The sequence below is a fragment of the Pseudomonas sp. S2_H10 genome (assembly GCF_054668285.1).
The window spans coordinates 3,012,662-3,025,000 of record NZ_CP162754.1 but is presented as its reverse complement, the minus strand read 5'-3'; the positions used below and the strand labels follow the sequence as shown (position 1 = coordinate 3,025,000).

At 55.6% G+C, this 12,339-nt stretch carries 10 protein-coding genes, 4 tRNA genes and 2 rRNA genes (1 of these 16 running past the window's edge); all 16 read left to right on the top strand.

Annotated elements, in window-relative coordinates:
* A 23S ribosomal RNA gene (locus AB4O16_RS13555) occupies positions 1-1,419 on the top strand (it extends 1,475 nt beyond the left edge of the window).
* Between the two features lie 151 nt (positions 1,420-1,570).
* Positions 1,571-1,686 (top strand): 5S ribosomal RNA (rrf, locus tag AB4O16_RS13550).
* 135 nt (positions 1,687-1,821) lie between these two features.
* Positions 1,822-2,781, top strand: coding sequence for a bifunctional biotin--[acetyl-CoA-carboxylase] ligase/biotin operon repressor BirA (gene birA / locus AB4O16_RS13545; RefSeq protein ID WP_160390352.1), 960 nt, complete (start codon positions 1,822-1,824; stop codon positions 2,779-2,781).
* Positions 2,771-3,520: a pantothenate kinase gene (locus AB4O16_RS13540; protein WP_160390351.1), complete on the top strand. Its 750-nt coding sequence runs from the start codon at positions 2,771-2,773 to the stop codon at positions 3,518-3,520. Before birA ends, AB4O16_RS13540 begins: the two co-directional genes overlap by 11 nt.
* 7 nt (positions 3,521-3,527) lie before the next feature.
* A complete protein-coding gene (locus tag AB4O16_RS13535; protein WP_160390350.1) occupies positions 3,528-3,965 on the top strand; it encodes a hypothetical protein in 438 nt (145 codons plus the stop codon).
* A gap of 142 nt (positions 3,966-4,107) precedes the next feature.
* Positions 4,108-4,192, top strand: a tRNA-Tyr gene (locus tag AB4O16_RS13530).
* A gap of 25 nt (positions 4,193-4,217) precedes the next feature.
* Positions 4,218-4,291, top strand: a tRNA-Gly gene (locus AB4O16_RS13525).
* Positions 4,292-4,317: 26 nt separating this feature from the next.
* Positions 4,318-4,393, top strand: a tRNA-Thr gene (locus AB4O16_RS13520).
* Positions 4,394-4,566: 173 nt separating this feature from the next.
* Positions 4,567-4,642: transfer RNA gene (locus tag AB4O16_RS13515), tRNA-Trp, on the top strand.
* A 45-nt stretch (positions 4,643-4,687) separates the two neighbouring features.
* Positions 4,688-5,056, top strand: a complete 369-nt coding sequence (secE, locus tag AB4O16_RS13510; RefSeq protein ID WP_007984402.1) for a preprotein translocase subunit SecE — start codon at positions 4,688-4,690, stop codon at positions 5,054-5,056.
* 9 nt (positions 5,057-5,065) lie between these two features.
* Complete coding sequence (gene nusG, locus AB4O16_RS13505) at positions 5,066-5,599, top strand: transcription termination/antitermination protein NusG (RefSeq protein WP_046041611.1); 534 nt, start codon at positions 5,066-5,068, stop codon at positions 5,597-5,599.
* A gap of 117 nt (positions 5,600-5,716) precedes the next feature.
* Positions 5,717-6,148: a 50S ribosomal protein L11 gene (rplK, locus tag AB4O16_RS13500; RefSeq protein ID WP_007933726.1), complete on the top strand. Its 432-nt coding sequence runs from the start codon at positions 5,717-5,719 to the stop codon at positions 6,146-6,148.
* Complete coding sequence (rplA, locus tag AB4O16_RS13495) at positions 6,148-6,843, top strand: 50S ribosomal protein L1 (protein ID WP_003186095.1); 696 nt, start codon at positions 6,148-6,150, stop codon at positions 6,841-6,843. The genes rplK and rplA overlap by 1 nt, the downstream gene beginning before the upstream one ends.
* Positions 6,844-7,041: 198 nt before the next feature.
* On the top strand, positions 7,042-7,542 hold the full coding sequence (gene rplJ, locus AB4O16_RS13490; protein ID WP_007970413.1) for a 50S ribosomal protein L10: 501 nt from the start codon (positions 7,042-7,044) through the stop codon (positions 7,540-7,542).
* A gap of 75 nt (positions 7,543-7,617) precedes the next feature.
* Complete coding sequence (gene rplL, locus AB4O16_RS13485; RefSeq protein WP_053162838.1) at positions 7,618-7,983, top strand: 50S ribosomal protein L7/L12; 366 nt, start codon at positions 7,618-7,620, stop codon at positions 7,981-7,983.
* 220 nt (positions 7,984-8,203) lie between these two features.
* Positions 8,204-12,277: a DNA-directed RNA polymerase subunit beta gene (rpoB, locus tag AB4O16_RS13480; protein WP_108218341.1), complete on the top strand. Its 4,074-nt coding sequence runs from the start codon at positions 8,204-8,206 to the stop codon at positions 12,275-12,277.
* The last annotated feature ends 62 nt before the right edge of the window (positions 12,278-12,339 follow it).

Genomic DNA, 12,339 nt, shown 5'->3' with positions numbered 1-12,339 from the left:
TCTTAGGTAAATCCGGGATTCTAAGGCCGAGAGCTGATGACGAGTGTTCTTTTAGAACACGAAGTGGTTGATGCCATGCTTCCAAGAAAAGCTTCTAAGCTTCAGGTAACCAGGAACCGTACCCCAAACCGACACAGGTGGTTGGGTAGAGAATACCAAGGCGCTTGAGAGAACTCGGGTGAAGGAACTAGGCAAAATGGCACCGTAACTTCGGGAGAAGGTGCGCCGGTGAGGGTGAAGGACTTGCTCCGTAAGCCCACGCCGGTCGAAGATACCAGGCCGCTGCGACTGTTTATTAAAAACACAGCACTCTGCAAACACGAAAGTGGACGTATAGGGTGTGACGCCTGCCCGGTGCCGGAAGGTTAATTGATGGGGTTAGCTAACGCGAAGCTCTTGATCGAAGCCCCGGTAAACGGCGGCCGTAACTATAACGGTCCTAAGGTAGCGAAATTCCTTGTCGGGTAAGTTCCGACCTGCACGAATGGCGTAACGATGGCGGCGCTGTCTCCACCCGAGACTCAGTGAAATTGAAATCGCTGTGAAGATGCAGTGTATCCGCGGCTAGACGGAAAGACCCCGTGAACCTTTACTATAGCTTTGCACTGGACTTTGAATTTGCTTGTGTAGGATAGGTGGGAGGCTTTGAAGCGTGGACGCCAGTTCGCGTGGAGCCAACCTTGAAATACCACCCTGGCAACTTTGAGGTTCTAACTCAGGTCCGTTATCCGGATCGAGGACAGTGTATGGTGGGTAGTTTGACTGGGGCGGTCTCCTCCTAAAGAGTAACGGAGGAGTACGAAGGTGCGCTCAGACCGGTCGGAAATCGGTCGTAGAGTATAAAGGCAAAAGCGCGCTTGACTGCGAGACAGACACGTCGAGCAGGTACGAAAGTAGGTCTTAGTGATCCGGTGGTTCTGTATGGAAGGGCCATCGCTCAACGGATAAAAGGTACTCCGGGGATAACAGGCTGATACCGCCCAAGAGTTCATATCGACGGCGGTGTTTGGCACCTCGATGTCGGCTCATCACATCCTGGGGCTGAAGCCGGTCCCAAGGGTATGGCTGTTCGCCATTTAAAGTGGTACGCGAGCTGGGTTTAGAACGTCGTGAGACAGTTCGGTCCCTATCTGCCGTGGACGTTTGAGATTTGAGAGGGGCTGCTCCTAGTACGAGAGGACCGGAGTGGACGAACCTCTGGTGTTCCGGTTGTCACGCCAGTGGCATTGCCGGGTAGCTATGTTCGGAATAGATAACCGCTGAAAGCATCTAAGCGGGAAACTAGCCTCAAGATGAGATCTCACTGGGACCTTGAGTCCCCTGAAGGGCCGTCGAAGACTACGACGTTGATAGGTTGGGTGTGTAAGCGCTGTGAGGCGTTGAGCTAACCAATACTAATTGCCCGTGAGGCTTGACCATATAACACCCAAGCAATTTGCGTCGAAAGGCCAGATTGCGGTGTGTGAAGACGAAATGAACCGAAAGTTCGTGATACTCACAAAACACTAAGCTGTCACATACCCAATTTGCTGAAGCGAGGCCATCTGGTCACGACTCAGTACCCGAATTTCTTGACGACCATAGAGCGTTGGAACCACCTGATCCCATCCCGAACTCAGCAGTGAAACGATGCATCGCCGATGGTAGTGTGGGGTTTCCCCATGTGAGAGTAGGTCATCGTCAAGATTAAATTCCGAAACCCCAATTGCGAAAGCAGTTGGGGTTTTGTTTTTGTCCGCAGAAAAGTCACGGCTACTGGATTTCTATGCAATAGCTCGGCGCGTGGCTATCATGCGGGCCTCATTGTGAGGCGAGACCTGCATGCTGACGTTGTTAAAGCTTCTTAAAGATGGCCGATTCCATTCGGGTCAAGCATTGGGTGCTGCCCTGGGCGTCAGTCGTAGTGCCGTGTGGAAGCAGCTTCAGCATTTGGAAGCTGAGCTGGGTTTGTCTATTCACAAGGTTCGTGGGCGCGGCTATCAATTGTCCGCGCCATTGGCGCTGCTCGATCCTGGCGAGATAAGTGCCCGGGCGATTTCTTGCGACTGGCCCGTCCAGGTTTTCGACTCGATCGACTCCACGAACGCCGAGGCACTGCGCGCCATAGATCGGGGGCAGGCGGCACCTTTTCTTGTGCTTTCAGAGCGCCAGACTGCCGGGCGCGGGCGGCGTGGTCGCAAGTGGGTCAGTCCATTCGCGGAAAACGTCTATTACAGCCTGGTACTGCGTATTGATGGCGGGATGCGTCAGCTGGAAGGCTTGAGTCTTGTCGTTGGGCTCGCTGTTCAGCAGACGCTGCGTGAGTTCGGCATCGCGGCCGCTGGGCTGAAGTGGCCCAACGATGTCCTTGTGGGGCAGAAAAAAATCGCAGGGATACTGCTCGAGCTGGTTGGTGACCCTGCCGATGTGTGTCACGTCGTTCTCGGGGTGGGGATCAATGTGAACATGCAGTCTGCTGACGAGGTCGACCAGCAATGGACTTCCATGCGGCTCGAATCTGGCAGATTGTTTGATCGCAACCAACTGGTCGCAATGTTGGGGGGGATGCTGCAGCAATACCTTGTTCGCCATCAGGCAGGTGGTTTTGTGGCCATCCAATCCGAGTGGGAGCAAAATCACCTGTGGCAGGGGCGAAGCGTGTCATTGATTGCCGGCGTCAATCAGATTGATGGCGAGGTGCTTGGTATTGATGGTCAGGGTGCCCTGCGCCTGAAGGTGGATGGTGTGGAAAAAGTTTTCAGCGGTGGTGAGTTGAGCCTGAGGTTGCGTGATGATTCTTGAGCTCGATTGTGGCAATAGCTTCATCAAATGGCGCGTGCTTGCGGTGAGTGCCGGGCAGGTGCTGGGTGAGGGGGTCGTCGATTCCGATCTCGCATTGCTTGAAGGGCTGGGGGAGCTCAAAGGGCTTGCTCTCGCGTTTTGCCGGCTAGTGAGCGTCAGGACTGCGCAGGAGACCGGCGCGCTGACTTCCTTGTTGAAGGAAACCTTTGGCGTGCCGGTTGTGTGTGCAACGCCTGCGCGCGAAATGTCCGGCGTGCGCAATGGGTATGAGGAATTCGAGCGGTTGGGGCTGGATCGGTGGCTCGCGATGCTTGGGGGCTTTCATCTGGCTTCGGGTGCGTGCCTGGTGCTCGACTTCGGTACGGCCGTGACTGCTGACTTTATCGCTGTGGATGGAGAGCACCTGGGTGGTTTCATCTGTCCGGGAATGCCGTTGATGCGCAATCAATTGCGCACCCACACCCGTAAAATCCGATATGGCGATCAGGCAGCGGAGCTGGCTCTGGAAAGCCTTGTTCCGGGGCGCGCGACTGTTCAGGCTGTAGAGCGTGGCTGTTTATTGATGTTGCGCGGCTTCGTACTGACCCAGCTCGAGTTGGCGCGCAGCTACTGGGGTGAGGACTTTGTCGTATTCCTCACCGGGGGGGATGCGAGTCTGGTTTCTGAGGTGGTGCCTCAAGCCAGGGTGGTTCCGGACCTGGTGTTTGTCGGATTGGCCATGGCCTGTCCCTTGTCCTGAGGTTTTTATGCGTTGGTTGTTTTTGCTGCTGCTTGTCCTCAACGGGTTCTACTACATCTGGCATCAACAAGAGGCGCCATTGCGCGCCAAGGATGTCACGCCTCTAAGTCTGTATCGCGGGTCTCAGCAAGATATTCGCCTGTTGAGCGAGGCGGGCGATGCGTCCAAGGACAAGGCTAAGGCCGTGTCGCCAGACAATGGCTGTCTTTATCTGGGCGGCTACACGCGCCAGGACGCCGCTCAGGCGGTTGAGCGCCGGCTGAGCGGGATGGAGGTCAAGTACCAGTCCCTGCCCAAGGGCTCGGAAAGTGCAGGGTATTGGGTGCGTATCGCACCGGAAAGCCGGCGTTGGCTGGACGATCTGCAGCTGCAAAACCTTTCTAAAGAATTCAATGAGTTAAAACATAAAATAATGCCGTGCGAGGGGGTTGCGCCCACTGAATAGTTTGCATAGAATGGCGCCCGCTCCACAGCGAACACCGGAAACGGTTAGCGATGTGAAGCGAGGTCAACGCAGCTAACCTCAAGATTTAATTGAGAAAATGCTTGACAGAAGGCTGGCATGATGTAGAATGCCGGCTCGCTTAGGAGGGGTTCCCGAGCGGCCAAAGGGATCAGACTGTAAATCTGACGTCTACGACTTCGAAGGTTCGAATCCTTCCCCCTCCACCATTTTTAGCGAGAGCTGTAAGCGCTCGCGGGTATAGTTTAGTGGTAGAACCTCAGCCTTCCAAGCTGATGATGCGGGTTCGATTCCCGCTACCCGCTCCAAGTTTACAGGTTTTGCACAGTGTTACGCTCTTGTAGCTCAGTTGGTAGAGCACACCCTTGGTAAGGGTGAGGTCAGCGGTTCAAATCCGCTCAAGAGCTCCATATAACAAGGCAGATATGAAAATATCTGCCTTTGTTTTAGGTGGTTGTGGTTGCGCCTCGTTGTGTTGTCGGGGTTTGCCGGTGCTGAGGTGCTGGTATTGCAGCTGGAGTTGCCTGGTAGTGGTTGTAAAGTCTTTTTCGGGTCGGCATAATGGTCGGCCTGATTTTGTTTTAGGTCAGTAGCTCAATTGGCAGAGCGACGGTCTCCAAAACCGTAGGTTGGGGGTTCGATTCCCTCCTGACCTGCCAGATTCACCTGGTGTGTCTGGCTTTCTTTTCACAGGATCTTCATAGATGACTCCTAAAGCTGAAGCTCAAGGCTCTCGTTTCGACCTCCTCAAGTGGCTTGTAGTAGTCGCTCTGGTGGTTGTTGGCGTTGTTGGCAATCAGTACTTCTCTGCTTCGCCGATCCTGTACCGCGTACTCGCATTGCTCGCCATTGCTGCTGTAGCTGCCTTTGTAGGCCTGCAGACAGTCAAGGGCAAGTCTTTCTTTGTACTGGTTAAGGAAGCACGCACAGAAATTCGTAAAGTCGTTTGGCCAACTCGCCAAGAAACCACGCAGACCACCCTGATTGTGGTGGCTGTTGTTCTGGTTATGGCGTTGCTGTTGTGGGGTCTTGATTCCCTGCTCGGCTGGCTTGTTTCCTTGATTGTCGGCTAAGGGTGTCCCGTGGCTAAGCGTTGGTATGTTGTGCATGCTTACTCCGGTTACGAGAAGCATGTAATGCGCTCGCTGGTCGAGCGCGTAAAGCTGGCCGGTATGGAAGACGGCTTCGGCGAGATTCTGGTTCCCACTGAAGAAGTGGTTGAAATGCGTAATGGCCAGAAGCGCAAAAGCGAACGCAAATTCTTCCCTGGCTACGTGCTGGTGCAGATGGATATGAACGAGGGTACTTGGCACTTGGTCAAGGATACTCCTCGGGTGATGGGCTTTATCGGCGGTACTGCCGACAAGCCTGCACCGATCACCGATAAAGAAGCAGAAGCGATTCTGCGCCGTGTTGCTGATGGTAGCGACAAGCCGAAGCCGAAGACGTTGTTCGAGCCGGGCGAGTCGGTACGTGTCAATGACGGTCCGTTTGCGGACTTTACCGGTGTTGTTGAAGAAGTTAACTACGAAAAGAGCCGGATCCAGGTCGCAGTGCTCATTTTCGGTCGCTCTACTCCGGTGGAGCTCGAGTTCAGCCAGGTCGAAAAGGTCTAGTTGAGCAAAAATCCCAACCCCGCAGCCATAGGCTGTGGGGTTTTGTCGTCACTGGGATAAACGCGCAAGTAACCGGGGAGCCTCTCGAGGCGTTCGAACCCGTAATTGGAGTGCCTCATGGCCAAGAAGATTACCGCTTACATCAAGCTGCAAGTGAAGGCCGCTCAGGCTAACCCAAGCCCACCTGTTGGTCCTGCTCTGGGTCAGCACGGCGTGAACATCATGGAATTCTGCAAGGCTTTCAACGCCCGTACTCAGGGTCTTGAGCCAGGTCTGCCGACTCCAGTGATCATCACTGTCTACAGCGACCGTAGCTTCACTTTCGAAACCAAATCCACCCCTGCTTCGGTTCTGCTGAAGAAGGCGGCCGGTCTGACCAGCGGTTCCGCTCGTCCGAACACCGTTAAGGTTGGCACCGTGACTCGTGCTCAGCTGGAAGAAATCGCGAAAACCAAAAACGCGGATCTGACTGCAGCTGATATGGAAGCAGCCGTGCGTACCATCGCCGGTTCTGCTCGTAGCATGGGCCTTAACGTGGAGGGTGTGTAATGGCTAAGCTGACCAAGCGTCAAAAGGCTATCGCCGGCAAAATCGAAGCAGGCAAGGCCTACAACTTTGTAGACGCTGCTGCCCTGCTGGCCGAGCTGTCGACTGTCAAGTTCAGCGAGTCGTTCGACGTAGCTGTAAACCTGGGTGTTGACCCGCGTAAATCCGACCAGGTCGTTCGTAGCGCTACTGTGCTGCCACACGGCACTGGCAAGACCGTTCGCGTTGCTGTGTTCACCCAGGGTCCAGCTGCTGAGGCCGCTCTGGCTGCCGGCGCTGACCGTGTAGGCATGGACGACCTGGCTGCCGAAATGAAAGGCGGCGACCTGAACTATGACGTAGTTATCGCATCCCCGGATGCAATGCGCGTTGTAGGTCAGTTGGGTCAGATCCTCGGTCCACGTGGCCTGATGCCTAACCCTAAAGTCGGCACCGTAACTCCAGACGTAGCTACCGCGGTTAAAAACGCCAAGGCTGGTCAGGTTCGTTATCGCACCGACAAAAACGGCATCATCCACACTTCCGTTGGCAAGATCGGTTTCGACGCCGTCAAGCTGAAGGAAAACGTTGAAGCCCTGATCGCTGATCTGAAGCGTATCAAGCCAGCTTCCTCGAAAGGCATCTACGTCAAGCGCGTTACCCTGAGCACCACTATGGGCCCAGGTCTGGTCATCGACCAAAGCTCGCTCGACGCGTAAGACACAAATTGGCGCAAGCGATTGCGCCAATTGAAAAATTGGGGTCCCTGCCTGGCGGGGGCTATCCAAGACCGTAGGCGACGCAAGTCTTAAACCACAAGCCTACGCAGATGGTGCTCCCGGTTCCTTACCGAATCAGACACCAAAACGACATCCGGTTTCGACCAGATGAAACGGTAACAAGCAGGAGTTAAACCCGTGGCAATTAAACTCGAAGACAAGAAGGCCATCGTCGCTGAAGTCAACGAGGCTGCCAAAGTCGCTCTGTCCGCTGTCGTGGCTGATGCCCGTGGCGTAACAGTAGGCGCGATGACCGGACTCCGTAAAGAGGCTCGTGAAGCTGGCGTTTACGTACGTGTTGTACGTAACACCCTGCTCAAGCGCGCTGTTGCTGACACTGAATTCAGTGTCCTCAACGACGTGTTCACTGGCCCTACCCTGATTGCGTTCTCCAAGGAACATCCAGGCGCTGCTGCCCGGATCTTCAAGGAATTCGCAAAGGGTCAGGACAAGTTCGAGATCAAGGCAGCTGCGTTCGAGGGCAAGTTCCTCGCAGCTAACCAAATCGACGTACTGGCAACTCTGCCGACCCGTGACGAAGCAATTTCTCAGCTGATGAGCGTGATTCAAGGCGCTACCAGCAAATTGGCTCGTACTCTGGCGGCAATTCGCGACCAGAAAGAAGCTGCTGCAGCCTAAGGCTCGTCAACTTCTCGCGTTTTTTGTTTTTTTCGATGGTCGCGTAGGCCGTCCCCAATATCAGGAATTAGATTCATGTCTATCTCTCAGAACGATATCCTTGAAGCAGTTGGCAACATGTCCGTAATGGAAGTTGTTGAGCTGATCAAAGCTTTCGAAGAAAAATTCGGTGTTACCGCTGCTGCTGCATCGGCTGGTCCAGCTGCTGCTGCCGCCGTTGTTGAAGAGCAAACTGAATTCAACGTCATGCTGACCGAAGCTGGCGAGAAGAAAGTTAACGTGATCAAGGCAGTACGTGAACTGACCGGTCTGGGCCTGAAAGAAGCCAAGGCTGTAGTTGACGGCGCTCCTGCCATGGTTCTGGAAGCTGTTGCCAAAGAAGCAGCTGACAAAGCCAAAGCAACTCTGGAAGAAGCAGGCGCTAAAGTCGAGCTGAAGTAAGCATCGACTTTGCTCCTCCAGCCCGAGCGTTAAGCGACAGGCTGATGGCTGGTGGCTCTTGCCACCGGCCTTTTTCCGTTATTGGCAGCCGACTGGGTCGGTGCCGATAACGAGCTGTAACCACCCGATGCGGTGGCGCAAACCATGGGGTTTGCACGATTTTCTGGCTGCTCCCGTCGGGAGGGGCCAAACAAGCAGGTGACCAAGCTGGGGAACGCTGATGGCTTACTCATATACTGAGAAAAAACGTATCCGCAAGGACTTTAGCAAGTTGCCGGACGTCATGGATGTGCCGTACCTCCTGGCCATCCAGCTGGATTCGTATCGTGAATTCTTGCAAGCGGGAGCGACTAAAGATCAGTTCCGCGACGTGGGCCTGCATGCGGCCTTCAAATCCGTTTTCCCGATCATCAGCTACTCCGGCAATGCTGCGCTGGAGTACGTCGGATATCGTCTGGGCGAACCGGCATTTGATGTCAAAGAATGCGTATTGCGCGGTGTAACTTACGCCGTACCTTTGCGGGTAAAAGTGCGCCTGATCATTTTCGACAAAGAATCGTCGAACAAAGCGATCAAGGACATCAAAGAGCAAGAAGTCTACATGGGTGAAATCCCCCTGATGACTGAAAACGGTACCTTCGTAATCAACGGTACCGAGCGTGTAATCGTTTCCCAGCTGCACCGTTCCCCGGGCGTGTTCTTCGACCACGACCGTGGCAAGACGCACAGCTCCGGTAAACTGCTGTACTCCGCGCGCATCATTCCTTACCGCGGTTCGTGGCTGGACTTCGAGTTCGACCCGAAAGACTGCGTATTCGTGCGTATCGACCGTCGTCGCAAGCTGCCTGCCTCGGTACTGCTGCGCGCGCTGGGCTATACCACTGAAGAAGTGCTGGACGCGTTCTATACCACCAACGTATTCCACGTGAAGGGCGAGACCCTGAGCCTGGAGCTGGTGCCTCAGCGCCTGCGCGGTGAAATCGCTGTCCTCGATATTCTGGATGACAAAGGCAAGGTTATTGTCGAGCAGGGTCGTCGTATCACCGCTCGCCACATCAACCAGCTGGAAAAAGCCGGGATCAAAGAGCTGGATGTGCCTCTGGACTACGTCCTGGGTCGCACAACCGCCAAGGTCATCGTGCACCCGGCAACCGGCGAAATCCTGGCAGAGTGCAACACCGAGCTGAACACCGAGATCCTGGCCAAAATCGCCAAGGCTCAGGTCGTTCGCATCGAAACTCTGTACACCAACGATATCGACTGCGGTCCGTTCGTCTCCGACACCTTGAAGATCGACTCCACCAGCAACCAATTGGAAGCGCTGGTCGAGATCTATCGCATGATGCGTCCTGGCGAGCCGCCAACCAAAGACGCTGCCGAGACCCTGTTCAACAACCTGTTCTTCAGCCCTGAGCGCTATGACCTGTCTGCGGTCGGCCGGATGAAGTTCAACCGTCGTATCGGTCGTACCGAGATCGAAGGTTCGGGCGTGCTGTGCAAGGAAGACATCGTCGCGGTACTGAAGACCCTGGTCGACATCCGTAACGGTAAAGGCATCGTCGATGACATCGACCACCTGGGTAACCGTCGTGTTCGCTGCGTAGGCGAAATGGCCGAGAACCAGTTCCGCGTTGGCCTGGTGCGTGTTGAGCGTGCGGTCAAAGAGCGTCTGTCGATGGCTGAAAGCGAAGGCCTGATGCCGCAAGACCTGATCAACGCCAAGCCAGTGGCTGCGGCGGTGAAAGAGTTCTTCGGTTCCAGCCAGCTGTCCCAGTTCATGGACCAGAACAACCCGCTGTCCGAGATCACCCACAAGCGTCGTGTTTCTGCACTCGGCCCTGGCGGTTTGACTCGTGAGCGTGCTGGCTTTGAAGTGCGTGACGTACACCCGACTCACTACGGTCGTGTATGCCCGATTGAAACGCCGGAAGGTCCGAACATCGGTCTGATCAACTCCCTGGCCGCCTATGCGCGCACCAACCAGTACGGCTTCCTCGAGAGCCCGTACCGTGTGGTGAAAGACGCTCTGGTCACCGACGAGATCGTATTCCTGTCCGCCATCGAAGAAGCTGATCACGTGATCGCTCAGGCTTCGGCCACGATGAACGACAAGAAAGTCCTGATCGACGAGCTGGTAGCTGTTCGTCACCTGAACGAATTCACCGTCAAGGCGCCGGAAGACGTCACCTTGATGGACGTATCGCCGAAGCAGGTAGTTTCGGTTGCTGCGTCGCTGATTCCGTTCCTCGAGCACGACGACGCCAACCGTGCGTTGATGGGTTCGAACATGCAGCGTCAAGCTGTACCAACCCTGCGCGCTGACAAGCCGCTGGTAGGTACCGGCATGGAGCGTAACGTAGCCCGTGACTCCGGCGTTTGCGTCGTGGCTCGTCGTGGCGGCGTGATCGACTCTGTCGACGCCAGCCGTATCGTGGTTCGTGTTGCCGATGACGAAGTTGAAACCGGTGAAGCCGGTGTCGACATCTACAACCTGACCAAATACACCCGCTCCAACCAGAACACCTGCATCAACCAGCGTCCGCTGGTGCGTAAGGGTGATCGGGTTCAGCGCAGCGACATCATGGCCGACGGCCCGTCCACCGACATGGGTGAACTGGCACTGGGTCAGAACATGCGCATCGCGTTCATGGCATGGAACGGCTTCAACTTCGAAGACTCCATCTGCCTGTCCGAGCGTGTTGTTCAGGAAGACCGCTTCACCACGATCCACATCCAGGAATTGACCTGTGTGGCCCGTGACACCAAGCTTGGCCCAGAGGAAATCACTGCCGACATCCCGAACGTGGGTGAAGCGGCACTGAACAAGCTGGACGAAGCCGGTATCGTTTACGTAGGTGCTGAAGTTGGCGCAGGCGACATCCTGGTGGGTAAGGTCACTCCGAAAGGCGAGACCCAGCTGACTCCGGAAGAAAAACTGCTGCGTGCGATCTTCGGTGAAAAAGCCAGCGACGTTAAAGACACCTCCCTGCGTGTACCTACCGGTACCAAAGGTACTGTCATCGACGTACAGGTCTTCACCCGCGATGGCGTTGAGCGTGATGCTCGTGCACTGTCGATCGAGAAGTCCCAGCTGGACGAGATCCGCAAGGACCTCAACGAAGAGTTCCGTATCGTCGAAGGCGCTACTTTCGAACGTCTGCGTTCCGCTCTGGTCGGCCACAAAGCCGAAGGCGGCGCCGGTCTGAAGAAAGGCCAGGACATCACCGACGAAGTTCTCGACGGTCTTGAGCACGGCCAGTGGTTCAAACTGCGCATGGCTGAAGATGCTCTGAACGAGCAGCTCGAGAAGGCTCAGGCCTACATCGTTGATCGTCGCCGTCTGCTGGACGACAAGTTCGAAGACAAGAAGCGCAAACTGCAGCAGGGCGATGACCTGGCTCCAGGCGTGCTGAAAATCGTCAAGGTTTACCTGGCAATCCGTCGTCGCATCCAGCCGGGCGACAAGATGGCCGGTCGTCACGGTAACAAGGGTGTGGTCTCCGTGATCATGCCGGTTGAAGACATGCCGCACGATGCCAATGGCACCCCGGTCGACGTCGTCCTCAACCCGTTGGGCGTACCTTCGCGTATGAACGTTGGTCAGATCCTCGAAACCCACCTGGGCCTCGCGGCCAAGGGTCTGGGCGAGAAGATCAACCGCATGATTGAAGAGCAGCGTAAAGTTGCCGAGCTGCGTAAATTCCTGCACGAGATCTACAACGAGATCGGCGGTCGTCAGGAAAGCCTCGATGACTTCTCGGACCAGGAAATCCTGGATCTGGCTCAAAACCTGCGTGGCGGCGTTCCAATGGCCACTCCAGTGTTCGACGGCGCCAAGGAAAGCGAAATCAAGGCCATGCTGAAACTGGCAGACCTGCCAGAAAGCGGCCAGATGCAGCTGACCGACGGCCGTACCGGCAACAAGTTCGAGCGCCCGGTAACCGTTGGCTACATGTACATGCTGAAGCTGAACCACTTGGTAGACGACAAGATGCACGCGCGTTCTACCGGTTCGTACAGCCTGGTTACCCAGCAGCCGCTGGGTGGTAAGGCGCAGTTCGGTGGTCAGCGTTTCGGGGAGATGGAGGTCTGGGCACTGGAAGCATACGGTGCCGCTTACACTCTGCAAGAAATGCTCACAGTGAAGTCGGACGATGTGAACGGCCGTACCAAGATGTACAAGAACATCGTGGATGGCGATCACCGTATGGAGCCGGGCATGCCCGAGTCCTTCAACGTGTTGATCAAGGAAATTCGTTCCCTCGGCATCGATATCGATCTGGAAACCGAATAACACGTGACGCGAATCGAGAGCGGGGCAGGATTGCCCGCTCTCTGCTCCGCCAGGAGGAAAGG

Excerpts from the sequence above, each read along its gene's own strand:
- rplA (WP_003186095.1), top strand. The coding sequence starts at position 6,148 with ATGGCTAAGCTGACCAAGCGTCAAAAGGCTATCGCCGGCAAAATCGAA.
- rplK (WP_007933726.1), top strand. The coding sequence starts at position 5,717 with ATGGCCAAGAAGATTACCGCTTACATCAAGCTGCAAGTGAAGGCCGCT.
- rplL (WP_053162838.1), top strand. The coding sequence starts at position 7,618 with ATGTCTATCTCTCAGAACGATATCCTTGAAGCAGTTGGCAACATGTCC.
- AB4O16_RS13535 (WP_160390350.1), top strand. The coding sequence starts at position 3,528 with ATGCGTTGGTTGTTTTTGCTGCTGCTTGTCCTCAACGGGTTCTACTAC.
- AB4O16_RS13540 (WP_160390351.1), top strand. The coding sequence starts at position 2,771 with ATGATTCTTGAGCTCGATTGTGGCAATAGCTTCATCAAATGGCGCGTG.
- secE (WP_007984402.1), top strand. The coding sequence starts at position 4,688 with ATGACTCCTAAAGCTGAAGCTCAAGGCTCTCGTTTCGACCTCCTCAAG.
- rpoB (WP_108218341.1), top strand. The coding sequence starts at position 8,204 with ATGGCTTACTCATATACTGAGAAAAAACGTATCCGCAAGGACTTTAGC.
- birA (WP_160390352.1), top strand. The coding sequence starts at position 1,822 with ATGCTGACGTTGTTAAAGCTTCTTAAAGATGGCCGATTCCATTCGGGT.